The organism is Mesorhizobium qingshengii (assembly GCF_027563465.1).
In the GTDB taxonomy this organism is placed as follows: domain Bacteria; phylum Pseudomonadota; class Alphaproteobacteria; order Rhizobiales; family Rhizobiaceae; genus Mesorhizobium; species Mesorhizobium qingshengii_A.
On the sequence record NZ_JAPFQA010000007.1, the window covers coordinates 271,521 to 294,644 of the forward strand.

At 63.4% G+C, this 23,124-nt stretch carries 24 protein-coding genes; 12 read left to right on the forward strand and 12 right to left on the reverse strand.

What is annotated here, in order from left to right; genetic code table 11:
- Positions 1-1,380: a serine hydrolase domain-containing protein gene (locus OOJ09_RS18185; protein WP_269906499.1), complete on the reverse strand. Its 1,380-nt coding sequence runs from the start codon at positions 1,378-1,380 to the stop codon at positions 1-3.
- A 286-nt stretch (positions 1,381-1,666) separates the two neighbouring features.
- Between OOJ09_RS18185 and OOJ09_RS18190 the strand changes: the two genes are divergently transcribed.
- On the forward strand, positions 1,667-2,461 hold the full coding sequence (locus OOJ09_RS18190; RefSeq protein WP_269906500.1) for a GH25 family lysozyme: 795 nt from the start codon (positions 1,667-1,669) through the stop codon (positions 2,459-2,461).
- Between the two features lie 358 nt (positions 2,462-2,819).
- The gene (locus OOJ09_RS18195) at positions 2,820-3,998 is read left to right on the forward strand and encodes a lytic murein transglycosylase (protein WP_269906501.1); all 1,179 of its coding nucleotides are present in this window, start codon (positions 2,820-2,822) and stop codon (positions 3,996-3,998) included.
- A 66-nt stretch (positions 3,999-4,064) separates the two neighbouring features.
- Here the strand turns inward: OOJ09_RS18195 and OOJ09_RS18200 are convergent, their stop codons facing one another.
- Complete coding sequence (locus tag OOJ09_RS18200) at positions 4,065-5,285, reverse strand: alanine racemase (RefSeq protein WP_091580275.1); 1,221 nt, start codon at positions 5,283-5,285, stop codon at positions 4,065-4,067.
- Between the two features lie 210 nt (positions 5,286-5,495).
- On the opposite strand from OOJ09_RS18200, the gene OOJ09_RS18205 reads away from it, so the two are divergent.
- Positions 5,496-6,413, forward strand: a complete 918-nt coding sequence (locus tag OOJ09_RS18205; protein WP_269906502.1) for a DMT family transporter — start codon at positions 5,496-5,498, stop codon at positions 6,411-6,413.
- A 480-nt stretch (positions 6,414-6,893) separates the two neighbouring features.
- Here the strand turns inward: OOJ09_RS18205 and metF are convergent, their stop codons facing one another.
- Together metF and OOJ09_RS18215 are read right to left on the reverse strand one after the other, a co-directional pair.
- Entirely contained in the window at positions 6,894-7,811 is a 918-nt protein-coding gene (gene metF / locus OOJ09_RS18210) for a methylenetetrahydrofolate reductase [NAD(P)H] (protein WP_269906503.1), read from the reverse strand.
- Positions 7,811-8,833: an ArsR/SmtB family transcription factor gene (locus OOJ09_RS18215; RefSeq protein ID WP_091580268.1), complete on the reverse strand. Its 1,023-nt coding sequence runs from the start codon at positions 8,831-8,833 to the stop codon at positions 7,811-7,813. Before OOJ09_RS18215 ends, metF begins: the two co-directional genes overlap by 1 nt.
- A gap of 178 nt (positions 8,834-9,011) precedes the next feature.
- Between OOJ09_RS18215 and tsaA the strand changes: the two genes are divergently transcribed.
- Positions 9,012-9,536: a tRNA (N6-threonylcarbamoyladenosine(37)-N6)-methyltransferase TrmO gene (gene tsaA / locus OOJ09_RS18220; protein ID WP_269906504.1), complete on the forward strand. Its 525-nt coding sequence runs from the start codon at positions 9,012-9,014 to the stop codon at positions 9,534-9,536.
- Positions 9,533-9,847 (forward strand): DUF2293 domain-containing protein, encoded by a 315-nt coding sequence (locus OOJ09_RS18225; RefSeq protein ID WP_269906505.1) that lies wholly within the window; start codon positions 9,533-9,535, stop codon positions 9,845-9,847. The genes tsaA and OOJ09_RS18225 overlap by 4 nt, the downstream gene beginning before the upstream one ends.
- Before the next feature lie 14 nt (positions 9,848-9,861).
- Here the strand turns inward: OOJ09_RS18225 and OOJ09_RS18230 are convergent, their stop codons facing one another.
- On the reverse strand, positions 9,862-10,365 hold the full coding sequence (locus tag OOJ09_RS18230; RefSeq protein WP_269906506.1) for a hypothetical protein: 504 nt from the start codon (positions 10,363-10,365) through the stop codon (positions 9,862-9,864).
- Between the two features lie 158 nt (positions 10,366-10,523).
- Between OOJ09_RS18230 and OOJ09_RS18235 the strand changes: the two genes are divergently transcribed.
- Together OOJ09_RS18235 and OOJ09_RS18240 are read left to right on the forward strand one after the other, a co-directional pair.
- Positions 10,524-11,486 carry a D-amino acid aminotransferase gene (locus OOJ09_RS18235; RefSeq protein WP_269906507.1) on the forward strand — a complete coding sequence of 321 codons (963 nt, stop codon included), beginning with the start codon at positions 10,524-10,526 and terminating at the stop codon, positions 11,484-11,486.
- A gap of 134 nt (positions 11,487-11,620) precedes the next feature.
- Positions 11,621-12,460 (forward strand): SDR family oxidoreductase, encoded by an 840-nt coding sequence (locus OOJ09_RS18240; protein WP_269906508.1) that lies wholly within the window; start codon positions 11,621-11,623, stop codon positions 12,458-12,460.
- Between the two features lie 89 nt (positions 12,461-12,549).
- Here OOJ09_RS18240 and OOJ09_RS18245 read toward each other — a convergent pair whose 3' ends face one another.
- Positions 12,550-13,161 (reverse strand): MOSC domain-containing protein, encoded by a 612-nt coding sequence (locus tag OOJ09_RS18245; RefSeq protein WP_269906509.1) that lies wholly within the window; start codon positions 13,159-13,161, stop codon positions 12,550-12,552.
- Positions 13,136-13,807: a TetR/AcrR family transcriptional regulator gene (locus OOJ09_RS18250; RefSeq protein WP_269906510.1), complete on the reverse strand. Its 672-nt coding sequence runs from the start codon at positions 13,805-13,807 to the stop codon at positions 13,136-13,138. The genes OOJ09_RS18245 and OOJ09_RS18250 overlap by 26 nt, the downstream gene beginning before the upstream one ends.
- Before the next feature lie 124 nt (positions 13,808-13,931).
- On the opposite strand from OOJ09_RS18250, the gene OOJ09_RS18255 reads away from it, so the two are divergent.
- The 4 genes from OOJ09_RS18255 to OOJ09_RS18270 all read left to right on the forward strand — a co-directional run bounded on the left by OOJ09_RS18255 (position 13,932) and on the right by OOJ09_RS18270 (position 16,090).
- A complete protein-coding gene (locus OOJ09_RS18255) occupies positions 13,932-14,354 on the forward strand; it encodes a hypothetical protein (protein WP_269906511.1) in 423 nt (140 codons plus the stop codon).
- Between the two features lie 25 nt (positions 14,355-14,379).
- The gene (locus OOJ09_RS18260; protein ID WP_269906564.1) at positions 14,380-14,778 is read left to right on the forward strand and encodes a glyoxalase/bleomycin resistance/extradiol dioxygenase family protein; all 399 of its coding nucleotides are present in this window, start codon (positions 14,380-14,382) and stop codon (positions 14,776-14,778) included.
- A gap of 92 nt (positions 14,779-14,870) precedes the next feature.
- Positions 14,871-15,380 (forward strand): hypothetical protein, encoded by a 510-nt coding sequence (locus OOJ09_RS18265; protein ID WP_269906512.1) that lies wholly within the window; start codon positions 14,871-14,873, stop codon positions 15,378-15,380.
- A gap of 143 nt (positions 15,381-15,523) precedes the next feature.
- Positions 15,524-16,090, forward strand: coding sequence for a methyltransferase family protein (locus tag OOJ09_RS18270; protein WP_269906513.1), 567 nt, complete (start codon positions 15,524-15,526; stop codon positions 16,088-16,090).
- Positions 16,091-16,109: 19 nt separating this feature from the next.
- Here OOJ09_RS18270 and OOJ09_RS18275 read toward each other — a convergent pair whose 3' ends face one another.
- The 4 genes from OOJ09_RS18275 to ettA all read right to left on the reverse strand — a co-directional run bounded on the left by OOJ09_RS18275 (position 16,110) and on the right by ettA (position 20,273).
- Positions 16,110-17,231 carry a beta-ketoacyl-ACP synthase III gene (locus tag OOJ09_RS18275; protein WP_269906514.1) on the reverse strand — a complete coding sequence of 374 codons (1,122 nt, stop codon included), beginning with the start codon at positions 17,229-17,231 and terminating at the stop codon, positions 16,110-16,112.
- Between the two features lie 106 nt (positions 17,232-17,337).
- Positions 17,338-17,673, reverse strand: a complete 336-nt coding sequence (locus OOJ09_RS18280; RefSeq protein WP_269906515.1) for a hypothetical protein — start codon at positions 17,671-17,673, stop codon at positions 17,338-17,340.
- Between the two features lie 114 nt (positions 17,674-17,787).
- A complete protein-coding gene (gene tam, locus OOJ09_RS18285; protein ID WP_269906516.1) occupies positions 17,788-18,558 on the reverse strand; it encodes a trans-aconitate 2-methyltransferase in 771 nt (256 codons plus the stop codon).
- Between the two features lie 65 nt (positions 18,559-18,623).
- Complete coding sequence (ettA, locus tag OOJ09_RS18290; RefSeq protein WP_256751071.1) at positions 18,624-20,273, reverse strand: energy-dependent translational throttle protein EttA; 1,650 nt, start codon at positions 20,271-20,273, stop codon at positions 18,624-18,626.
- Between the two features lie 205 nt (positions 20,274-20,478).
- Between ettA and OOJ09_RS18295 the strand changes: the two genes are divergently transcribed.
- Positions 20,479-21,816: a sensor domain-containing diguanylate cyclase gene (locus tag OOJ09_RS18295; protein ID WP_269906517.1), complete on the forward strand. Its 1,338-nt coding sequence runs from the start codon at positions 20,479-20,481 to the stop codon at positions 21,814-21,816.
- Positions 21,817-21,951: 135 nt separating this feature from the next.
- On the opposite strand, the gene OOJ09_RS18300 is transcribed toward OOJ09_RS18295, so the two are convergent.
- The gene (locus OOJ09_RS18300) at positions 21,952-22,965 is read right to left on the reverse strand and encodes a ribonuclease T2 family protein (protein WP_269906518.1); all 1,014 of its coding nucleotides are present in this window, start codon (positions 22,963-22,965) and stop codon (positions 21,952-21,954) included.
- Between the last annotated feature and the right edge of the window lie 159 nt (positions 22,966-23,124).

Sequence of the window (23,124 nt, forward strand, 5' to 3'; positions counted from 1 at the left end):
CTAATGCAGCGCCTTCACCAGCGCCCCCACCATCGTCTGCGGGCGGTAGCCGAGCTTGGTCGGCGTCAGGCCAAGCCGCACCACCACCAGCTGTTCTGATGGAATGATGGTGACCGTCTGCCCGTCATGCCCTTCCATCCAGTAGGTGTCCTTGGGCAGGCCGGCGGCCACGCCTGCGCCGGGGCTGTCCTCATCGCCAGGTGCCTCGATCCACAGTTGGCCCTTGCCGTAGACTTTCGAGGCGGGCGCAGGCTCCCGCATCCAGTCGACGAAACCGGCTGGCAGCACCTGGTTGCCGTTCCAGACACCACCCTGCAACAGGAACTGGCCGAAGCGCGCCCAGTCATGCGCCGTGGCGTAGAGATAGGACGAGCCGACGAAGGTGCCCTGCTCGTCGGTCTCGAGCACCGCGCTGTGCATGCCGAGCGGCTCGAACAGCGCCGTGCGCGGCCACGTCAGCGCCTTGGCCTTGTCGCCGATCGCGGCCTGCCACAGACGCGACAGCATCACCGCCGTGCCGCTCGAATAGGAAAACACCTTGCCGACCTCGGCTGCCAGCGGCTTGGCTTCGGCGAAGCCCGCCATGTCGGGCTCGAGATAGAGCATGCGCGTGACATCCGCGACATCGCCATAGTCCTCGTTGAACTCCAGCCCGCTCGACATCGCCATCATGTCGGCAAGGCTGATCGCGGCACGGCCGTCGGCCTTCCACGGCGCGAACAGCCCCTTGTCGGTGACAGCCATCTTGCCATCCTTGACCAGCGTGCCGATGAGCGCGGCATTCACCGTCTTGGTCATCGACCAGCCCAGCAGCGGCGTCTTTTCCGAAAACCCGGCGCCGTAGCGCTCGGTGACGACGCGGCCATTCTTGACCACCACCACCGCGCGCATGCCTGTGCCGGTCAGCGCCGCATCGTCGAGCAGTTTCGCAATCACCGGATCCTGCGATGCATCGACCCGCTCGCCTTCCGGCCACAGTGCATCCTGGATAACCGCCGACGGCTCGCTATGGATCACCGTGTGCCGCGCCTTGCCGACATCGCCATCGGGAACCGAGGCGCAGCCCAGCCCGTCGCGGGCGACGGCGACGCTCTTGCCGAGGAAGCCAAGCAGCCCCGCCGAGACCGTGCCCCGGTTCTTGTCCACCGAGACCAGCATCAGCCGCAGCAAAGGATGCCCGGGCGCCTGCACGTCGACGGCAAGCACCTCGTTGGGATCGCGGCCGGCGATGAAGACGTTCGAGCAGACGATCTTGGCCGAGTAGCCTGAGCCGACGCGGATCAATTCGGGCGGCGCGATGTAAAGCCAGGCAAACAGAGCGGCGACCGCCAGCGCGATCAGGCCTAGAAGCCATTTGATGAGCTTGACGACGAACCGCATTTATTTCCTCCCAGGCTCTCGCCTGCGCCTTATGTCATCGATTTGCCGCCATTGCTTCCGCAAATCGTGGTGCTTGTCGAGCGCCGTCAACTGATTATCAACCATGATCGGCGATCACAGGATGCATGTCGCCCAAAAGTGCGCAGCGGTTTTGGACAACGACATGCAGGAAAATGAAGATGCTGGGCGATGCTGTGGGGCAATCGCTCGGAGGGGGCCGGACCAGGCGGCGGCCATCGAATCACAGACCCATCAGCGACCGGCTGAATCCGGCTCGGGAATTGCGATGCGCCGTCTTGCGGCCCTTTTCATGCTGACGCTGCTCGGCGCCTGCTCGACCGTGGACGATCTCTCGCCGCTGTCGCCCTCCAGCAGCCAGACGGTTGCCGTGCGTGCGCCCCGCTTTGCCGATTCCAAGCCGCATGAATGGGACAGCGGCGCGCCGTGGAACTATGCCGTCCATGGCACCGACGTCTCCAAATACCAGACCTCGGTCGACTGGCCGGCGGCCAAGGCCAGCGGCATCTCGTTCGCCTTCATCAAGGCGACCGAGGGCGGCGACCGCTTCGATGAATATTTCAACGAGCATTGGGCCCGCACGAAAGCCAACGGTGTTCCGCGCGCGGCCTATCATTTCTTCTATTTCTGCACCCCCGCGGCCCAGCAGGCGCGCTGGTTCATCCAGAATGTCCCTGTCGATCGCTCGGCGATGCCGCCAGTCCTCGACATGGAATGGAACCCGAAATCGCCGACCTGCAGGCTGCGCCCCGACGCCGCCACGGTGCGCGCGGAGATGACCACCTTCCTCGAAATCGTCGAGCGGCACTACGGCAAGAAGCCGATCATCTACACCTCGGTCGATTTCTTCGACGACAACCAGCTGTCGACCTTCCGCGGCTATCCCTACTGGCTGCGCTCCGTCGCCGGCCATCCGCGCGAGAAATACGGCAGCCTTCCCTTCACCTTCTGGCAGTATACCGGAACCGGCATCGTTCCCGGCATGACCGGCAAGTCCGACATCAACGTCTTCAACGGCAGTGAAGCCGCCTGGAACAAGTGGCTGCGGCAGAACACCCGTTGAACCGGGGTCAACAGCACCACCTTGGATCAAATCATTCCAGCAGAATTGCCGTTGAACCGGGTTCAACGGCAGCTCCACCTTGGACAAATCATTCCAGCAGAATTGCCGTTGAACCGGGTTCAACGGCGGCAAACCGCTTGAATCATGTCGCTCCAGCAGAAGTGCCGTTGATACCAGGGTTCAACGGCAGCGAGCAGCCAGGAACAAGTGGCTGTGGCAGAACACCCGTTGACACCGGGCCTGCCGCCTGCTTTTCGACACAGCCAGCGGTAAAGTCTGCAACCGCCGGTACTCCAGAGCTCTGCGCCCGATGGTTGCGCAAGGACGCCTTGGAATTCTGAATGTCGAAAGGAAGCCGATGCGACTGCGTTCGAAAGCCCTCGCGGCGCTGTTCTTGTGCGCCACGGCCTTGCCGGCGGTGGCGCAGGAATGCGGCGGCGACTTCGAAGCCTGGAAGCAGGGCGTGGCGGCGGAAGCCAGGGCGGCTGGCGTCGGCGCCGCCGGCCTCGACGCGCTGGAGGATGCGACCATCGACGACAAGGTTCTGGCGCGCGACCGCGCCCAGGGCGTCTTCACCCAGACCTTCATCGAATTCTCCAACCGCATGATCTCGGCCTACCGGCTGAAGCAAGGTGCCGCAAACCTGAAGAAATACGCCGACGTCTTCGCCCGCGCCGACCAGCAGTTCGGCGTCCAGGCACCGATCATCGCCGCCTTCTGGGCGCTGGAAACCGATTTCGGCGCAGTGCAGGGCGATTTCCACACGCTGAGCGCCCTGGTGACGCTCTCCCATGATTGCCGCCGCCCACAGCTTTTCCGGCCGCAGCTCATCCCTCTTTTGACGCTGATCGATCGCGGTGTGCTGCCGGAGAACGTCACGGGCGCCTGGGCCGGCGAGATCGGCCAGACGCAGATCCTGCCTTCGGACTATCTGGCGCGCGGCGTCGACGGCGACGGTGACGGCAAGGTCGACCTGCGCAACAGTGTCCCCGACGTCATCATGACCACGGCCAACAAGGTGCTGTCGCGCGGCTGGAAGCGCGACCAGCCCTGGATCGAGGAAGTCCGCGTGCCCGACGACATGCCGTGGGACCAGACCGGACGCACCAACAAATTGCCGCTGTCGCAATGGGCGCTGTGGGGGGTCACCAACCCGAACGGCACGCCGCTGGTCGACAACGGCCTGAAGGCCGGCCTGGCCTTGCCGATGGGGCGCAAGGGTCCTGCCTTCCTCACCTACGACAATTTCGATGTCTATCTCGAGTGGAACCAGTCCTTTACCTACGCGCTGACCGCGGCCAATCTCGCCAACAGGCTGGCAGGCGCGCCGCAGTTCGATCCCCGCAATCCCGAGACCGGCCTCGACAACGAGCAGATGAAGGCTTTGCAGACCAAGCTGGAAGCCAGTGGCTACGACGTCGGCACGGTCGACGGCATCCTGGGCACCAACACCCGTGAAGCGATCCGCAAGGAGCAGATGCGGCTTGGCCTGCCGGTGGATGGCTGGCCAACGCCGGATCTGCTCGCGAGGCTTTAGCGAGTAGCGAGTAGCGAGTAGCGAAGAAGATAATTCCCCTATTCGCTACTGCCTATTTCCTACTCACTAATCAGCCATCGTCTCCAAACTCGCAAAGCCTTGTGGCGCGTCGCCCTCGTCGAACGGCGTCGTCACCTCGACGAAAGTGTCGGGATAAAAGCCGTTGAAGCGGGTCCTGAGCGACAGCGAATAGGCGCCGATATGGCCGATCTCGATCCAGTCGCCTGTGTCGACCGTTTCCGGCAGCCAGAACGGCCGTGACAGGATGTCGACGGAATCGCAGGTCGCCCCGCAGACCTTGAACGGCACGATGTTCTTTTCCTCGCCATTGCGCGAGCGGATCGCCGGGTCGGGAATGAAGCGTGCCGGCAGCGTGATCTTGCCGGTCCATGAATCCGACAGCGACGCCCAGATGCCGTCATTGATGTAGAGCCGCTTGCCCTTGCGCAGCAGCACCCGCACGATCAGCGACAGGCAGCGCGCAACGATCACCCGGCCCGGCTCCGCGACCAACGGCATCTGGTCGAACTGGTATTCCTTCAGGTCTCCGGAGAGCCGCGACATGATCTGGCCGAGCGACGGCATCTCGATCTGCTTGCGGTTGGGATCGTGCCCGTATTCGGCCGGAAAACCGCCGCCAACATCGAGCCCGGCAATGTCGAAGGTCAGCCGGTTGCGCACCCAGTCGGCCGAGGCCAGCGCCCGCTCATAAGTGTCGGGGTCCTCGATCTGGCTGCCGACATGAAAGCACAGGCCGACCTTGTAGCCGGTGCGGTTAAGCCGCTCCGCCAGCTCGACGGCATAGGCAGGCCCGGCGCCGAACTTCTTCGACAATTCGTAGGCGGCGAGGCCCTTGGTCTGCACCCGCACGAACACGCTGATCGAGCCCGGATCGATGTCAAGCGCGCGGACCACCCGCGTCAGCTTGGTGATCTCGTCCTCATGGTCGAGCGAAATGACGCGGATGCCATACTTCTCCAGCGCCAGCTTGATGTCCGACTGCGCCTTGACCGGGTGCATATAGAGCATCTCGGCATCGGCGGAGACGGCGCGCACGGCGGCGAACTCGCCGGGCGAAGCGACGTCGAAGGCATTGACGCCGGCCTCGACCAGGGTCTTCAGCACGATCTGCTCGCCATTGGTCTTGACCGCATAGGCGGTCTTGCCCGGGAACATGCCCATGAACTGCCGCGCATCGGCCTTCAGCACCTGCGGGCGGAAGCAATAGATCGGATCGTCCGGGCGAAGCGCCAGTGCCGCCTCGCGGGCATTCTCGAATCGCTGCATGGACGAATCCTCACCTCTCGGCTGCGCACAATTAATCCAACCTAGCGGCTAATGAAAACAATTCTGTGTCTCGCGGCCCCGATGCGGCGGCGCTAGGTCTTTGGCGGCAACGTCTGCCATCAATCAGGTTTCGGGTGGCCCTTGTCGCCGAACCCGATATTCCTTCCGCCTGACTGGCTGGCATTCAGGCCGTCTGGGAGGACGATAGACATGGCAATAGCCGCGACATCCACGCCACGCGGGCCGATGGTGCTCAAGGACTGGGGACAGCTCCTACTGCTCGGCGCGATCTGGGGCGGCTCGTTCTTCTTCGCCCGCATCGCGGTGGCTGAGCTTCACCCGCTGGTGCTGGTGCTGTTTCGCGTCGCCATCGCCGCGATCGCGCTGCAGGTCTATCTCGGTCTGCGCGGACCGTCTTTCCGGCTCGCTTTTCCTCACGCCGGCCTGTTCTTGCTGCTGGCGCTCACCAACAACGTCGTCCCCTTCTCGCTGATCTTCGCCGGCCAGACCCAGCTTGGCGCCGGTGTCGCCTCGGTGCTCAACGCGACGACGCCGTTCTGGACGCTGATCCTCGCCAACGCGCTGACATCAGACGAAAAACTCTCCTGGAACAAGCTCGCCGGCATCGCCCTTGGTGTCGCCGGCACGGCGGTGATGATCGGTCCCGGCCTGCTTGCCGGGCTCGGCGGCCCGGTCTGGGCCAAATTCGCGCTGATCGGCGCTTCGCTGTCCTATGGGATTGCCCTGATGGTCGCCCGCCGCTTCAAGGGCGTGCCCTCGCCGGTCATCGCCACCGGACAGCTGACCGCCTCGACCATCATCATGATCCCGATCGTGCTCTTCACCTATGGTCCGGCTGGCCTGTTCTCGGCCTCGCCCCCGGTCTGGGCGGCGGTGCTGGCGCTGGCGCTGCTGTCCACCGCCTTCGCCTACATCCTCTATTTCAACCTCGTCGCCTCGGCGGGCGCCACCAACGCCTCGCTGGTCACGCTCATCGTGCCGGCCAGCGCCATGCTGCTTGGTTTCCTGTTCCTCGGCGAGCGGCTCGAACTGTTCGAAATCGGCGGCGTGGTGCTGATCGCGCTTGGCCTCGTCACCATCGACGGGCGAGTGTTCGGTAGAGGTTAGAGCGCCGCGCGTCCAACTGGACGTGCAAAGGACGCTCCAGCTGAATCGCCTTATCGTGCTTTCCGGAAGTCGAATTCGACTTTCGGGGGCGATGCGGTAGCGCTGCCATGACACGCCAGCGACACACCGCCGCCATAATTTATTCACAGGTCCGAAGCCGGTTTTTGCCTAGGAGTTTCAACACCTAATGGCAGAATCGAAGTCGCAAATTCCACAATCACGTCGCAATGCAGCATATTTTCTGCTTGCCTGTGGCACAAATGAACCTAGACTCCAGTGCATAGCTCTTTAAGAGGAGGCTATGCCATGGGACTTACGAGGCCAATCAACGCATTGATGATCTGTGCTGCGTTCGCCTTCATCGGAGCCCTTATTATGGGCTTTCTTCCCTGACCCGCCAACCTGGGAAGACCAGCACCCAATAGTCCAACCGATTCGAAAGGCCGGGTTTTTGCCCGGCCTTTCGCTTTTTCTGCCTGTTCATGCCGCGGCTGACCCGGCTGCCTCCACTTCATGCGAGCGAATGCCGATCATGTGGCAGACCGCGAAGACAAGGTCAGCCCGGTTCATGGTGTAGAAGTGGAAGTCGCCCACCCCGCGCTCGACCAGGTCCAGCACCTGTTCGGCCGCCACCGCCGAAGCCACCAGCGCATGCGTTTGCGGATCGTTCTGCAAACCGTCGAAGCGCTCGGCCAGCCAAGCCGGCACCAGCGCGCCGCAGCGCGCCGAGAAATTGGCGACCTGGGTGAAATTGTGCACCGGCAGGATGCCGGGCACGATCGGGATGTAGATACCGGCGCGGCGCGCGCGCTCGACATAGCGCTCATAGAGATCATTGTCGAAGAAGAACTGGGTGATCGCCCGCGTCGCGCCATTGTCGACCTTGCGCTTCAGCATGTCGATGTCGGTGGCGAAGTCAGGGCTTTCCGGGTGCTTCTCCGGATAGGCCGAAACCGAGATGTCGAAATCGCCGGCATCCTTCAGCGCCCCCACCAGCTCGGCGCCGTTGGCGTAGCCGTCCGGATGCGGACGATAGGCGGTTCCGACGCCGGCGGCTGGATCGCCCCGCAAGGCGACGAAGCGCTTCACGCCCATATCGGCGAATTCCTGGATCACCGCGTCGACCTCATGGCGGGCGGCGTCCACACAGGTCATGTGCGCCGCCGGTGTCAGGCTGGTCTCTTTCAGGATACGGCCGATGGTGCGTGCGGTGCGCTCACGCGTCGAGCCGCCGGCGCCATAGGTCACCGAGACGAATTTCGGCTTTAGCGGCTCCAGCCGGGTGACCGTGTCCCACAGCCTCGATTCCATCTCGTCGGTCTTCGGAGGGAAGAATTCAAAGGACACGCTGACCTTGTCGCCAATGTCCGGGCGGCGGGAAAAACGGAACTGGTTCATCAGGCGATTTCCCCTATCGAGCTAACTTTGGCCTGGCGGCTTTCATTGGAAGGATCGGCGATCAGCAGCCGCCGGTCGCGGCCAAGCCAAAGCTTGACGGTGAGCTTGGCCTCATTGCCGCCGCGCGGCTCGAACTCTTGGGCATCCTCGAGATCGAGGCCGGCTTCGGAAAACCACTCCTTGATCTGCCGGTCCGAAAAGCCGAGCCGCATATGCGCGTGTTCGTCACGCAGGAACTCCAGCGCATGCGGCGCGAAATCGACGATGACCAGCCGCCCGGCCGGGCGCAAAAGCCGCGCGGCCTCGTGGATGGCGCGGGCGGGGTCGTCGAGATAGTGCAGCACCTGGTGGATGGTGACGAGATCGAAGGCATCGCGCTCGACCGGCGGCGCGAAGATGTCGCCCTGCCGCACCTGCGCATTCGAAATGCCTGCCTTGTCGAGATTGGCGCGCGCCACGGTCAGCATCTCACGCGACATGTCGATGCCGACACCGCGCCGGTAGAGCGGCGAGAATATCTCCAGCAGCCGCCCGGTGCCCGTGCCGAGATCAAGCATCGACTGGAATGGCCGCTTGCCGACCAGCTTCAACATCGCGGCTTCGACGGCGCGGTCCGGCACATGCAGCGAACGGATATGGTCCCAGCTCGCCGCGTTCACCGAAAAATATTCGGTGGCGCGGTCCTGACGCTTGCGCTTGACCGAGGCCAGCCGCTCAAGGTCGCGCTCGACCTGCGGGTCGGCACCGCGAATGCCGGAAACCAGCCCCATCACGAAATCGCGTGCGGAATCGGCGTCCGACAGGCGGAAGAAGGCCCACGACCCTTCCTGGTAGCGGCCGATCAGCCCCGCCTCCAGCAGCAGCTTCAGATGCCGCGAAACGCGCGGCTGCGACTGGCCGAGAATTTCGGTAAGATCGGAAACGGTGAGGTCGCCGCGCGACAACAGTGCCAATATGCGCAGCCGGCTGGATTCGGCCGCCGCCTTCAGTGTGTCCACCATGGTGTCGAGCGAAACATGCATCAGCGTATTCTCTTTGAAAAAGATATAAACATATGTTTATGTCGATTTTCCAAACCTTGCAAGCGCTATGTCGCTTCCGGACAACAAAATGCCGCATGCGTGATTTCCCGCTCCATGCCTCCCAAAACGGTGTAGCGATCTGGGGACAAGGACATGCGCCAACAGGAAGATGGGCAGAATGACCGCACCGCGTGAAATGTTCGAGGCGCGCGAAGGCGAGCAGAGACTGCAAACCGACCCGGCAACGATGCCGCCGGATGGCGGGATCGTCTTCATCGGCCGCATCGCCTCGCCATGGAAGACGCGGGAGACCTGCCCGAAGAACATGCGCGCCGCGCGCGAAACCGGGCGGCCGGCGGTGCTGACCATCGACGCGCCTTACCGTGAAGGCCTGCGGGGACTGGAACGAGCCAGCCACGTCATCATCCTGTCCTGGCTGCACCACGCGCCGCGGAATCTGATTGTGCAGAAACCCCGCCATGCGGCTGAAGCGAAAGGCGTATTCGGCCTGCGCTCCCCTGCCCGGCCGAACCCGGTCGGCCTGCATGTGGCCAGGCTCGTCGGGCTCGACATCGGCACCGGGCGCATCGACCTTGACGCCATCGACGTGCTCGACGGCACGCCGGCCATCGACATCAAGCCCTATTTCGCGTCGACCGACGCCATATCAGAGGCGACCATTGAAGGGCGCGACGAGCGATGAAGGCGACGACCGGCCGACGTCGCGCCATCGCCAAGGCGCTGACCGCGCTTCTGCCGCTGGCGCCCTATGCCGACATGGAGAAGATCCGTACCGACGCCGGCGCGGTTCATATGAAGACCTTGCCGCCTTCCATCGCCGTGTGGCTGGCGACCATTGCCCATGTCCGTCATGCCCATACCGACTACGAAAAGCTGCTGAGCGATGGCTATGACCGCGACTCGGCGCGTTTCTTCGTCATCGAGCAGACCAACATCGTGCTCACCCGCTGGCGCGCGACACGGCTGCTCGACGCTGATGACGAGGATGAATAAGGCGGTAAGTCCGCTTATTGCCGCGTCAGGACGGCGACCGCATTGTAGGGCTGGCCGTCCGCCTGGCCGACCCACGTCCAGGACAGGTTCCCCTTGAAAAACCTGACGGTGATGTCGCCGCCGTCGATGCACTTGTCCTGGCCGTAAGTGATGCTCTCATGGTATTGCGCCGATGTTTCGTCCCTGGACGTCTGCGACAGCGATCCGCCGCAGCCGAGCGATGGATAGTCTATCGACGCGACACCATCCCCAATCGTCATGGCGATCGACCAGTCGGCGCCGGCGTCACCAGCCGGACTCTGGTGGCCCTTGCCTACCCAGGTGCCGGTCAGCGTCGGTACATCCACCCCGCAAGGAACGTTCTGGAAGATCGGCGTCAGTTCGCTGCCTGTCTTCTCGCAGCGATAGGTCTGGCCGCCCTGGCACAGTTCCTCGCCTTCTTTCGCGCACTGCGCACTGGCTTCGCCCGCGGCGGCGAAAATCATCATGGCTGCAATGACGGTCCCAAGCCTGCCCATGTCCCCTCCCGTTCAGAGCCCCCCACGATTGTATGGCAATTCCAGTCCAGTGTATCGGCCAGTTCGCCATGGAGGACGAACAGCGCCGGACGGGTGGCTCTATCGCTTCCGCCTGGGGCCGATAGCCTGCGGATTCCGCCTTGCGAGAGGAGCCCCCGATGAGCCAGACGACGGCAATACAGGCCGCCAAGCTGCTGCCTGCGGTCAGCGACCGCCACGTCGACCCGCATTCCTATCCCCAGGGCATCGCCTTCCTGGACGGCCAGTACCTGCCGATGTCGCAAGCCAGGATTTCGGTGCTGGACTGGGGTTTCCTCCATTCCGACGCAACCTACGACACGGTGCATGTCTGGAACGGCCGCTTCTTCCGCCTCGATCTGCATCTCGAGCGCTTCTTCGGCGGGCTGGAAAAGCTGCGGATGACGATCCCCTTCGACCGCGAAGGCGTGACTGAGATCCTGCACAATTGCGTCGCGCTGTCGGGCCATCGCGCAGCCTATGTCGAAATGCTGTGCACGCGCGGCGCCTCGCCGACCTTCAGCCGTGACCCGCGCCAGGCGGTCAACCGCTTCATGGCCTTCGCGGTACCGTTCGGCTCGGTCGCCAATGCCGAGCAATTGCGGCGCGGCCTGCATGTCGCGGTCAGCGACAAGGTGCGCATTCCGCCGGCCTCGATCGACCCGGCGATCAAGAACTACCACTGGCTCGACCTCGTGCGCGGCCTCTATGATGCCTACGACCGTGGTGCCGAGACCGCGCTCATCCTCGATTTCAACGGCAATGTCGCCGAAGGTCCGGGCTTCAACGTCTTCTGCGTCAAGCACGGCAAACTGTCGACGCCGGCCATCGGCGTGCTGCCCGGTATCACCCGCCGCACCGTTTTCGATCTCTGCGCCGAGGCCGGACTTGCCGCCACGACCGCCGATGTCAGCGTCGCCGCGCTCAAGGCGTCCGACGAAGTCTTCATCACCTCGACCGCCGGCGGCATCATGCCGGTGACGCGGATCGACGGCGCCCCGGTGGCGGACGGCAAGGTCGGCGCGATCACCAGCCGGCTGATGGCGCGTTACTGGGAGAAGCATGACGATCCGGCATGGTCGAGCCCGGTGCGCTATCCCTGATCCAACGGATGGCTGTCCAAAAAAGATTTCCCCTCACCTCTGGAAAATCCCGGGATACGCCGTATATGCCCGAAAGCGGAGAAGCCTCCGCTTTCATCAGAAAAATCGCGCCCGCAGGGGCAAGGATTCCTATCATGACAAACAAGGTTTGGTTCATCACCGGATCGTCGAAGGGTTTTGGCCGCGTCTGGGCCGAGGCCGCACTGGCGCGAGGCGACCGCGTCGCCGCGACCGCCCGCGATGCCGGCACGCTCGCCGATCTCGTCGAGACATATGGCGACAAGATCGCCGCGATAAAGCTCGACGTCACCGACAAGAAAGCCGTCGACGCCGCTGTCGCCGAGGCGCACAGGCGCTTTGGCCGGCTCGACGTCGTCATCAACAATGCCGGCTATGGCCATTTCGGCGCCATCGAGGAAGTCAGCGAACAGGAAGCCCGCGACCAGATCGAAACCAATGTGTTCGGCGCTCTCTGGGTGACCCAGGCCGCGCTGCCGATCATGCGGGCGCAGCGCTCCGGCCACATCATCCAGATCTCGTCGATCGGCGGCGTCAATGCCTTTGCCTCGCTCGGCCTTTACCACGCCTCGAAATGGGCGCTGGAAGCCTTCAGCCAGTCGCTGAGCATCGAGGTCGCGGAATTCGGCATCCATGTCACGCTGGTCGAGCCCGGCGGCTTCTCCACCGACTGGGCCGGCCCGTCGGCCAAGGTCTCCCAACCGATCGAAGCCTACGCCCCCGCGCGCGCCAAGATGGCCGAGCGCCGCGCCAATTCGGTCGCCGGCGATCCCGAGGCCACTGGCCCGGCGATGCTGGCCATTGTCGATGCGGCCGAGCCGCCGCTCAGGGTCTTCTTCGGCGATGGCGGCCTGCCGATGATCAAACAGGAATACGCCAACCGTCTCGCCACCTGGGAAAAATGGGACCACGTGTCCATCATGGCGCAAGGCGCCAGGAAGAACCGCAAGGGTTGAGACGATTCGGGAATATCGCTACGCCGCCCTGGCGGCGTAGCCTCCGCCCAATGCGGCAATGTTCATTCCGCTGAGGGCGGGCGTCTGGATCAGTAGATCCACTGCTCCGGCACGCGCACCGAGATTTCTTCGCCTGCCCTGATTGTACCCGGCTTCTCGACCCAGGCGACGAGGCCGCGAAGCCGCTTGGCGGCCTTCGGGAACAACAGCGCGCCGGCTTCAACGTCGGCCATGCCTGCATTTTCAGCGATCGAACGGCCGGAGATGCGGCAAGGTCCGTTCTGCGCGTCGACCTTGATGGTCACACCGCCCTTGAAGAACAGCAGCGTCCCGGCCGGCAGCATGGACAAATGCGGCACGCCTTCGATCACCAGATTGGCGCCGATCCACTCCGGCTTGATTTCGGCGAGACCCATCCGCTCGGCGACGATGGCCAGTTCATCCGCCGCCACGACAGACAACTGCCGTTCGTTGCGCATTTCCGTGCCGCGCGGATACCAGGGCTCGCGCCCGCCCGAACGCCGCGTCGATCCGGCATGGAAATCGCCTGATATGCCGTCGAAGCCCAGGCGCAACTCGTCCACCGGGCATGTCTCGAAATGATCCGACGGCGCGAGGTAAAGCGCTGCCGCCTTGGCGGCAAGCTTTCGCGCCGGGATGATTTCGACCGGCTTTTCAGCCTCGGGGAAGAGATCCAGCATGGCTTCGTTCCTTGGATGATGCCACCTGGTTTTGCCCCTCGGCCGGCAAGGCCGCAAGGGCGGTTTGGGCCAAAACGCGCAACTCTTCGACCGAAGCGCCATCCCGCGCCTGGATCGACATGCCGTTCATGACACCTGCCAGGTATTTGGCGAAGCCCTCGACCGAGAGGTTTTCCGGCAGGTCGCCCACCGCCTTGCCCTTGGCCAGCCGGCCCGCGATCGCCGCCTCACTTGCCTTGCGATAGGCCTTGAGCTCATCGGCAATGGCCTGCGCCTGCGGCGAGGTTGCCAGCGCACCGCTGACGAACAGGCATCCGCCGGGCTTGCCGGGCCGGGAATAGGCCTCCGCCGCGCCCAGCAGCAACCGCCGGATCGCCTCCCGCGTCGGCACCGGCGCGCTCAATGCATCGAGCGCAAACCCTATCTCGGTCTGGTGGTAGCGCGTCAGCGCCTTGCGAAACAAAGTCTCCTTGTCGGTGAAGGCGTTGTAGATCTGTGGCGGCGTCAGCCCCATCGCCTCGCGCAGCATGGCCAGCGACGTTGCCTCGTAGCCATGCTCCCAGAACAGATGCATCGCCGCGTCCAGCGCCCGATCGGGGTCGAATGCGCGCGGCCGGCCGCCGCGCGGCTTTTCCAATTTATTCATAGCGATCGATACGAAACCCGTTGACTCGCCTTCCCCGCATAACGTAACAATTGCTACGAAACATGGCAAGCAGAATGAAAACCCTGCTGGCGAGGCCGTGCAACCAAAGGCAAAGGAGAGTCAAATGCCAATCACCGTGACCGCGCCGGAAGGCGTACTGACCCCAGCGGGAGAGCGCGAAATCCTGCCGCGTCTTAGCGCCGCCCTCATCGAAGCCTCTGGCGCCACCGGCAATCCGTTCTTCACCGCGATTGTCGGCGGCACGGTCCACGTCCTGCCGCCTCACCACATCTATGCCGGCGGCGCCAATCGGCCGGTCGTCATGGTGGAACTGAAATTGCCCAACATCGGCCTTGGCTCGATCGAAGCCCGCAAGGACTTCATCACCGCTGCTTCCGGTATTGTCGCAGGGCTCTGCGTGCCCGGCCACCGCCCCGAAAACACCTGGATCAACATCGTCAACGCGCCCGACGGCGGCTGGGGTATCGGCAACAGGCAATATACCGGTGACGCGCTTGTCGCTGCCGCCACCGCAGCCTCGCACTGATCTGGCGATGAACGGAAGCGAACCGATGCGGCTCTCCCCTTCGCTGTTCTTCACCACCAATTGCGAGCCGGCGCTGGCCTTCTATGAACAGTGCGGCCTTGGCCGGGGAACGATCCTGCTGCGCTGGGGCGACAACAACATGCCGGTGCGGACCGAAGCCATGCGTGGAAAGGTGTTGCATGCGCGGTTCGAAGGTCCGGGGGTGCTGTTTCATGCTTCCGACAATGATGACGCCGAGCCGATGAAAGGCTCGGCATTGATGCTGGACTTCGACGACCTCACCGCCATGCAGGCTCTTTTCGATCGTATGGCGGCGGGTGGCCGGATCACCGTGCCGTTGGCGCCGCAAAACTGGGGAACCAGCTTCGGCATGATCGTGGACGCATTTGGCGTGCAATGGATGTTCAGCTGTTCTGGCGGCTGATATTGCCAGCCAGTTCCATCAGGAGGGCTTCAGCCATCCAAGTTCCAGTGCGTCGGTTTCGGTGCTAGCTTTCGAAACAGCAGGAGGCGGCAATGGAACAAAGTGAAGTCATAAAACGATCAGCCGGCAACTTCTTGATCTTTGCGGCTTGCGCGTTCCTGCTATGGATATGGGCCGCGCTCATTGATCGGATTGCGCAGATTGTGCGCCTTTCCACTCCCGATCACCTTACCGGCGTTGCCGCCTCGATAGCGAGTTCCGCCACGCTTCAGGCGATCATCAGCATCTGGCTTCTGACAGCTGCCGTCGCGATTGCATTTCCCGTGATCTGGCGACCGCTCTCCATGACCACGACGCTGATGTTCGACGTTGGCTATGGCATTCTTGGCGCCTTGACGGGCTTCGGCTTGGCCATCGGCCTTTTTGGTGGGGGGTGGCACATATTCCTGTGGGCGTTGATCTACAGCATGGCCATCGCCGTCGGCTATGCGCTGGTACGCTGGTGGCTGCCGCTTTCGGAGGTGCAATCTTACGGCAGCAGCAGGTGGATCCTTGCCGGCATTCTGTTCCTGGCCTCCCCGGTGATCCTTATCTGGGGATAGGCGGGCTAATGCCCCGGCCGCGCGAACGCCTCGGGATTCGATCACGACCTTCTTACCCCAAACTGACCTGTTTCCGGACCGCGCCGCATTGCCGCCGCGCCACGCCGGTTTGATGATGCCGCCCAGACAGGAGGGAGCTCATCATGCGTCCGGTGACGGCAATCACACTGCTTTGGCTGTTCTGGGCCGCGTCATGGGCCGCAGCGGCCTTCTGGGCGGATCGGGTCGAGAAGCGCGCCGGCTTTCAGGCCGAGGCGCCTTACCGGGTGGTCCTGGTGCTTGGCACCATCCTGTTCTTCATTCCGGCGCACGGCTATGCCGGACGGCTCAGGCTGTGGTTTCCCAACCTGGCCGAGGCCTGGATCTGCGTCGCGTTGATTGCCGTCGGGCTGGCCTTCTGCTGGTGGGCACGCCTGCATCTTGGCCGATTGTGGTCAGGCACGGTCACCGCCAAGGCCGAGCACCATGTCGTCGACACCGGCCCATACGGCCTCGTCCGCCACCCGATCTACACCGGACTGCTGCTGGCGATTCTCGCCACCATGGCGGCGAAAGGCACTGTCTGGGGTGTTGCCGGCGCCATTCTGCTGACCATCGGCATCGTCATGAAGGCAAGACTGGAAGAGCGCTTCCTGCGCGGCGAGCTGGGCAGCGCCTATGACGACTACGCCAGGCGCGTGCCGATGCTGGTGCCGTTCGCGCCGGCCTGACGCGGCAAGGCGTGCAAGCTCATAGCATTCTCAACAAAGCGCCGCCAATCGAATACCCTGCCCCAAAGGCGCAGATCAGGCCGTGGTCACCTGGCTTCATGTCGGCATGGTTCTGCGACAGCGCGACGATGGCGCCGGCGCCCGCCGTGTTGCCAAGCTTTTCCAGCACCATCGGCGCGCGGTCATGGTCGACCTCGTGGCCGAACGACAGCTTCAGGATCATGGCATTCATGCGGGCATTGGCCTGATGCAACCAGAAGCGCCTGACCGCCTGCGGCGTCAGCCCGTGCTCGGCGAGGAATTCGACAATGAATTTGTGCCCGGCGACGGTGACTTCCTTGAACACCTTGTTGCCGACCTGCTTGATCAGGTTGCCTTCCAGGTTGATCATATAGGGATCATCCTGGGCGGTGCGGGTGTAGTAGCCAAGATTGGTGCGGATGTTGTTCGACATCTGGGTCCAGATCCGCGTGTCGAGCACCTCGAAGCGTCCCGGTCGCCTCTCGCCCAGGGCGAGCCCCTCGACCACCATCGACACCGAGGCATCCCCAAAGATGAAATGCGTCTGCCGGTCGCGGAAATTGAGATGGCCGGTGATGATTTCCGGCGTCGTCACCAGAATGCGCTTGTGCGCGCCCGAGCGCACCAGGTTGACCGCCATGTGAAGTGCTGCCGCCGCTGACGAACAACCAAGCCCCATGTCGAAGCCGGCGCCCTTTGTGCCCAGCGCCTCCTGCATTTCGATGGCGATCGCCGGATAGGGGCGCTGGTGGTGCGAGGCCGAGCAGATGATCAGATCGATGTCGGATGGCTGCAGCCCGGCATGGTCGAGCGCTTTCCTGGCCGAGGCGATGCCGAACTCGGCTTCGAGCGACAGCGCATCGTCGGGACGCGCTGGAATGCGCGGCGTCATGCGGGTCGGATCGAGAATGCCTTCGCGCTCGATCACATGGCGGGTGCGCACGCCCGAGGCGTGGACGATGAAATCGCTGTCCGATTTCTGCAGCGGCGGCTCGTCGGTGCCCTGGCGGCGCGCATTCTCCATGTCGACCCAGGCATTGAAGCTGGCGACCAGTTCTTCATTGGTGATCGAAGGTTCAGGAATTTCAACGCCGATGCCGCTGATGATGACGCGATGCATTTTCCAGTCTGTCCCATCCGCAGCGTTGCGGCTTCATGTGGGCGCCGTAACGCTCCGGCGCAACACTTTTCTCACTGAGGCGGTTTACGCCAACTTAAACGTGACTTCACCAGGTGCAGAGCTTGGTGTTGGTCTGCGGGTTGTTCCAGCAGGCGCCATCGTCGCGGCTGCGCACGAACTGTCCCGGCAGCGGCACGTTGCGGCGGCCGAGATTGACATAGCCGTAGGCGAAGCCTGGCCCGTCGACCTCCAGCACATAGGTCGGATAGCCCGGCGCCGAGATGCGGAAGCTGCCGGCACCGTCGATCGCGCGATAGCTGCACGGAAAATAACCGTCATCGCTGGTGAAGCAGCGCGCCCGCTTGGCCTCGGCCGACACCGACAGGGCCAGAAATGTCGCCGCGCACACGCTGCCGCCGAAAAGCAATTTTCCCAGTGTCATCATCCACCCCTGCCCCGCAAGCTTGACCGAATTCCCACGGCAATGAAATGCGCACGGTGGCGAAACCGGGTCAAGCAGCCGCGATTGGCTGCTGGCGATGTAGATAATTCTTTCCTAGCCGGCCCGCTTGGCGACGATGAAGATACGAGGGAAGCGCAGCAGCACCTTGCCATTCGCCGTCCTCGGGTAGGCCCTGGCGATCTTGGCCGTGTAGCTGTCGAGGAACATCTTGCGCTCGTCGGCTTCCAGCGGATCCAGGAAAGGCTTCAGGCCGGTCGATTTCACCCATTCGACGATCGCCTCGGCACTGGCCAGAGGATGATTGTAGATGGTGTGCCATATGTCCAGCCGACCGCTGAGCGGCGACAGGAGGTCATAGTAGAACGACACTGGCGGCAACGGCGCGCGCGCCGACCCATTCATCTTTGCGGCAAACGGCATTTCGGCGGCGGTCTCCCGCATCAGGCGGTGGGAGTCCTCGCCCATATTGTCGGGCATCTGGATGGCAAGCGCGCCGCCTTGCGCCAGAAAGCCCATCAGCCGCTGGAACACCGCCGGGTGCTCGGGCAGCCACTGGAACACCGCATTGGCGAAGATCACGTTGACCGGCTCCGCCGGCTGCCATCTGGACGCATCGGCGAGGTCGAAGGTGACGCCCGGCAGCCGCGCCCTCGCCTTTTCGATCATGTCGGGAGAGGTGTCGAAGCCGCTCACCTCGGCGTCCGGCCAGCGCTCGACCAGGAGTTCGGTCGAGTTGCCCGGCCCGCAGCCGATGTCGACGACCCTGCGCGGAAAGTCCACCGGCACTTGCGCGACGAGATCACGCGCAGGCCGCGTGCGCTCGTCCTCGAATTTCAGATATTGGGCGGCGGACCAATCAGGCATTTGAACTCCTCATGACGTTGTGAGAATTCGCCGCCCCAATGCCCTTACCGCTTCAGAGTGATCCCCTACCGCGTCAGCCTCTTGTAGGTCATGCGGTGCGGGTTGACGGCATCGGGGCCGAGCCGGCGGATCTTGTCCTGCTCATAGTCCTCGAAATTGCCCTCGAACCATTCGACATGGCTGTCGCCCTCGAAGGCGAGGATGTGCGTCGCCAGACGGTCGAGGAACATGCGATCGTGCGAGATGATGACGGCGCAGCCACCGAAGTTCTCCAGCGCGTCTTCAAGCGCCGCCAGCGTTTCCGTGTCGAGATCGTTGGTCGGCTCGTCGAGCAGCAGCACATTGCCGCCGGTCTTCAGCATCTTGGCCAGATGCACGCGGTTGCGCTGGCCGCCGGAGAGATTGCCGACCTTCTGCTGCTGGTCGCCGCCGCGGAAGTTGAACGACGCGCAATAGGCGCGCGTGTTGGCCTCGAACTTGCCAAGCTTGACCACTTCGGCGCCGCCCGAAATCTCTTCCCACACTGTCTTTGACGGATCGAGCTGGTCGCGGCTCTGGTCGACATAGCCGAGCTTGACCGTTTCGCCGACGCGAATCGTGCCGGCGTCCGGCTTTTCCTGACCGGTGATCATGCGGAACAGCGTCGTCTTGCCGGCGCCGTTCGGGCCGATGACGCCGACGATGCCGCCGGGCGGCAGCTTGAAGGACAGATTGTCGATCAGCAGCGTGTCGCCAAAGCCCTTCGACAGGCCTTCCGCCTCGATCACCACATTGCCGAGCCGCTCGCCATGCGGAATGACGATCTGCGTGTCGCTCGGACGCCGCTTGTCGGCGGCATCGAGCAGATCCTGGAATGCCTGGATACGTGCCTTGGACTTGGTCTGGCGGGCCTTGGGGCTGGACTGGATCCACTCGCGCTCGCGGCCGATCGCGCGCTGGCGGGCGTCGTCCTCGCGGCCTTCCTGCTTGAGGCGCTTGGCCTTGGCTTCGAGGTACTTGGTGTAGTTGCCCTCGTAAGGAATGCCGCGGCCACGGTCGAGCTCGAGGATCCAGCCGGTGACATTGTCGAGGAAGTAGCGATCGTGGGTGATGATCATCACAGCACCCGGATAGGCGCGCAGATGCTTTTCCAGCCACGCGGTCGTCTCGGCGTCGAGATGGTTGGTCGGTTCGTCGAGTAGCAGAAGGTCGGGCTGGCGCAGCAGAAGCTGGCAGAGCGCGACGCGGCGGCGCTCGCCGCCCGACAGCTTGGTCACGTCGGCATCCTTGGGCGGGCAGCCCAGTGCTTCCATCGCCATCTCGACCTGCTGTTCGAGGTCCCACAGGTTCAGCCGGTCCATCTCGTCCTGGAGCTTGGCCGACTCGTCGGCCGTCTCGTCGGAATAGTTCATCATCAATTCATTGTAGCGCTCGATGATGGCGGTCTTGGCGGCGACGCCTTCCATGATGTTCTCGAACACCGTCTTTTTCGGGTCGAGCGCCGGCTCCTGCGCCAGGTAGCCAACGGTGGCGCCTTCCGCCAGCCATGCCTCGCCGTTCCACTCCTTGTCGAGCCCGGCCATGATCTTGAGGATCGTCGACTTGCCCGAGCCGTTGGGGCCGAGAATGCCGATCTTGGCATCTGGATAGAAGGACAGATGGATGTTCTCGAGCACCTTCTTGGTGCCATAGGCCTTGTTCAGGCCGGCCATGTGATAGATGAACTGGCGTGCCACGCGCGCTTTCCCTGAAAAACTGACTGGATTGTCAAATTGAATGGAGGTTGGCCGCTATGTAGGCGATGCAGCGGCGAACGGCAATCGCTTTCGCCGCTTCGGTCCGGTCACACGAGGAAGTGTCCGCCGAACCCAGCAGTTTTCGACCGGTCACCGAACGCGCTGAAAGCTCCGGTTAACCCTTCCGCGTCAAAACAGGGATGGGATGGAATCGCTGGCTGGCCGCGATTTCGAGAGCGAGATCGGATCGACGGCATTGCTGAACAGTTTCCTGCTCCTTGCCGAAGCGGTCGTCTACTTCAGCGTCATGGTGACGCTCTTCCGCTTCAGAAATCGCATCGGCCTCGGCGTGTTCGTCTGCGCACTCGGCGTCATGCACTTCCTCGAGTCCTATCTCGCCAGCGTCTTCTATGTCGCCTTGCCGTTCGGCATGGTGTCACCGGGCTCGGCGGTGCTGTTTTCCGGCAAGCTGGTCATGCTCTTGCTACTCTATATTAAGGAAGACGCCGCGACAGTGCGTCAGCCGATCTATGGCCTGCTGCTCGGCAACGCGCTGATGATCGGGCTGGTGCTGCTGCTACGCCTGCACGCCATCGCCGCGCTTCCCGATGGCAGGCTCCCCGACATCGGCTTCATCGACGAGATGGGCTGGCTGATGGTGTGGGGCACGACGCTGCTCTTCGTCGACGCCATCCTGATCATCCTGCTCTATGAAAAGCTTGGGCGCTACCTGCGCAGGGCACGGTTCGCGCGCATCCTGATTTCGGTCGCTTGCGTGCTCACCTTCGATCAGGTCGGGTTCTTCACCGCGCTGCATTTCGTTGCCGGCGCGCCGATCGCGGTCTTTTTCGGTGGCTGGTTTGCCAAGATGGCGGCGGCGCTGGCCTTCAGCGGCATGCTCGTGGCCTATCTCAGATGGTTCGAAGCCCGGGAGATTTCGGTGCCGCGCGGGCTGACCGACATCTTCGACACGCTGACCTATCGCGAGCGCTACGAAGCCCTGGTCGAACATGTCGGCCGTGACGGCCTCACCGGCCTGCTGCATCGGGGGCGCTTCGACAGCGACGGTGAAGCCGCGGTTCAGGCCAGCCTGCGCACGGCCAGGCCACTCAGCCTGCTGATCATCGATGTCGACCACTTCAAGTCGATCAACGACCGTTTCGGCCATGCCGAAGGCGACAAGGTGCTGAAAGCCGTTGCGGCATTGCTTGGCGAAATGGCTGGTGCCGAGGACCAGGTGTTCCGGATCGGCGGCGAGGAATTCGCCATCCTCTGCTCGCGTCCGCACTCGGTCGCCAGGCTGTTTGGCGAAAGCATCCGCAACGCGATCAAGACGTCAGCCACCACCAGCCGCTTCGAGCTGACCGTCAGTGCCGGCGTTTCCAGCGTCAGCGAAACGACCCGTAGCCTTGCCGATATCTTCGCGCTCGCCGACCAGCGCCTCTACAAGGCCAAGTCGACCGGACGCGATCGCGTGGTCGGCGAACCCGTTGGCCATGAGGCCGATACTGCTGTTGCATGGGCGAAGCCCGCGCGACTGTAAGTGTTGTTCTTGCTACGACTTCATTTGCCGCCGAATGCCTGGCGCCCTCGCCGAATGATGCGCGACGCAGGATAGCACCCCCCTCGCAAGCGAGACGACAGTCCCTGCCGGCTTGCTGGACTCCACGCCCCGTACCTACTGGAACCCGATCGCGTCGACGGTGCCTGTCGGGCAACCGGCCTTGTTGGTCGGCACCGAAGCCAGCAACAGGTCCTTGAGCGAACTGTCGGGGCCGATCGGGCCGGCAAGGCCGAGCGTCAGTTCGCCGATCAGCCGCCGGCCGCTCGACGGATCGATGACGCAGGACACGCGCACGCGGTCGCCTGCCCCAGCGCCGAAGGCAGCGTCAAAGGCACCGCGGATCTGGTCCGCCGTCAGCTTGCCGCCGATGTTCTTGGCAAAGAGGTCACGCACCGGCGAGCTGTTCACCGCACGCATCAGGTTGAGCGCGTCGGAGAAGTATTCCTGCTGGCTCTTGCCGTAGCAGGTGCCGTGCTTGATCCATTCATGCCGCTCGAGCTGGGAAGCCGTACCCGGCATCACCTGGTCGAGTTCCTTGCGGGTGTTGGCATCCAGGTTGACCGGCGGCAGATCCTTCCAGTGGGCGGGATTGTCGTTGGCCTTGTCGCCTGCCGTCACCTGGCAATAGAAATTGCCGCTCGGTTGCGGCCACAGGCCGTGCAGGGTGAAATGCGTCGCGTCGAAATCGTTCGCGCTCTGCGCCCTGCATTCTGTCTTGCTCGACTTGGTCTCGCAAAAGGCCGGTTGCCAGCTCAGGGCGAAGACATAGTCGGGCTTGCCCGAGGCGGATGTCGCCGGCTTGCCCTGCCCGCCCGGCGCGGCCGGCACTGTCGCGGCGCTGCTGCCGGACACATGGCCGCAACTGACCTTCACCCAGCGGCGCTCCGGATTGGCGCCCGGCACCAGGATGAGATAGTGCGTCGGCGCATCCTTGTTGCCGGCGAGCAGCTGATAGCCCTGCCCGGCATCGGTCGAGACATTGCCTGGATTCTTGCCGTTCTTGATGGCTTGCGTTGCCGGACAGGCAGCGTCGGCAACGAAGGTGCCGCTCAGCTTGACGTCGGCATGCGCAGCACTGGCCAGCGATGCCGCCAGCATGGCCAATCCGAAAACAAAACCAATGCGCATATGGAATCCCCGGCTGAAGAAGTGGGCGACAGACTGAAGCTGTCTCCGTGTCAGAATTGCGATATTTCGCCGGTCAAACGCAAGAAACATCGTCGCGCAAAAGCAACCGTGGCGGATTGACGCAAAACCGGCGCCGGCGCAAACAATGCCTGCGCCGCG

Excerpts from the sequence above, each read along its gene's own strand:
- OOJ09_RS18185 (WP_269906499.1), bottom strand. The coding sequence starts at position 1,380 with ATGCGGTTCGTCGTCAAGCTCATCAAATGGCTTCTAGGCCTGATCGCG.
- OOJ09_RS18190 (WP_269906500.1), top strand. The coding sequence starts at position 1,667 with ATGCGCCGTCTTGCGGCCCTTTTCATGCTGACGCTGCTCGGCGCCTGC.
- OOJ09_RS18195 (WP_269906501.1), top strand. The coding sequence starts at position 2,820 with ATGCGACTGCGTTCGAAAGCCCTCGCGGCGCTGTTCTTGTGCGCCACG.
- OOJ09_RS18200 (WP_091580275.1), bottom strand. The coding sequence starts at position 5,285 with ATGCAGCGATTCGAGAATGCCCGCGAGGCGGCACTGGCGCTTCGCCCG.
- OOJ09_RS18205 (WP_269906502.1), top strand. The coding sequence starts at position 5,496 with ATGGCAATAGCCGCGACATCCACGCCACGCGGGCCGATGGTGCTCAAG.
- metF (WP_269906503.1), bottom strand. The coding sequence starts at position 7,811 with ATGAACCAGTTCCGTTTTTCCCGCCGCCCGGACATTGGCGACAAGGTC.
- OOJ09_RS18215 (WP_091580268.1), bottom strand. The coding sequence starts at position 8,833 with ATGCATGTTTCGCTCGACACCATGGTGGACACACTGAAGGCGGCGGCC.
- tsaA (WP_269906504.1), top strand. The coding sequence starts at position 9,012 with ATGACCGCACCGCGTGAAATGTTCGAGGCGCGCGAAGGCGAGCAGAGA.
- OOJ09_RS18225 (WP_269906505.1), top strand. The coding sequence starts at position 9,533 with ATGAAGGCGACGACCGGCCGACGTCGCGCCATCGCCAAGGCGCTGACC.
- OOJ09_RS18230 (WP_269906506.1), bottom strand. The coding sequence starts at position 10,365 with ATGGGCAGGCTTGGGACCGTCATTGCAGCCATGATGATTTTCGCCGCC.
- OOJ09_RS18235 (WP_269906507.1), top strand. The coding sequence starts at position 10,524 with ATGAGCCAGACGACGGCAATACAGGCCGCCAAGCTGCTGCCTGCGGTC.
- OOJ09_RS18240 (WP_269906508.1), top strand. The coding sequence starts at position 11,621 with ATGACAAACAAGGTTTGGTTCATCACCGGATCGTCGAAGGGTTTTGGC.
- OOJ09_RS18245 (WP_269906509.1), bottom strand. The coding sequence starts at position 13,161 with ATGCTGGATCTCTTCCCCGAGGCTGAAAAGCCGGTCGAAATCATCCCG.
- OOJ09_RS18250 (WP_269906510.1), bottom strand. The coding sequence starts at position 13,807 with ATGAATAAATTGGAAAAGCCGCGCGGCGGCCGGCCGCGCGCATTCGAC.
- OOJ09_RS18255 (WP_269906511.1), top strand. The coding sequence starts at position 13,932 with ATGCCAATCACCGTGACCGCGCCGGAAGGCGTACTGACCCCAGCGGGA.
- OOJ09_RS18260 (WP_269906564.1), top strand. The coding sequence starts at position 14,380 with ATGCGGCTCTCCCCTTCGCTGTTCTTCACCACCAATTGCGAGCCGGCG.
- OOJ09_RS18265 (WP_269906512.1), top strand. The coding sequence starts at position 14,871 with ATGGAACAAAGTGAAGTCATAAAACGATCAGCCGGCAACTTCTTGATC.
- OOJ09_RS18270 (WP_269906513.1), top strand. The coding sequence starts at position 15,524 with ATGCGTCCGGTGACGGCAATCACACTGCTTTGGCTGTTCTGGGCCGCG.
- OOJ09_RS18275 (WP_269906514.1), bottom strand. The coding sequence starts at position 17,231 with ATGCATCGCGTCATCATCAGCGGCATCGGCGTTGAAATTCCTGAACCT.
- OOJ09_RS18280 (WP_269906515.1), bottom strand. The coding sequence starts at position 17,673 with ATGACACTGGGAAAATTGCTTTTCGGCGGCAGCGTGTGCGCGGCGACA.
- tam (WP_269906516.1), bottom strand. The coding sequence starts at position 18,558 with ATGCCTGATTGGTCCGCCGCCCAATATCTGAAATTCGAGGACGAGCGC.
- OOJ09_RS18295 (WP_269906517.1), top strand. The coding sequence starts at position 20,479 with ATGGAATCGCTGGCTGGCCGCGATTTCGAGAGCGAGATCGGATCGACG.
- OOJ09_RS18300 (WP_269906518.1), bottom strand. The coding sequence starts at position 22,965 with ATGCGCATTGGTTTTGTTTTCGGATTGGCCATGCTGGCGGCATCGCTG.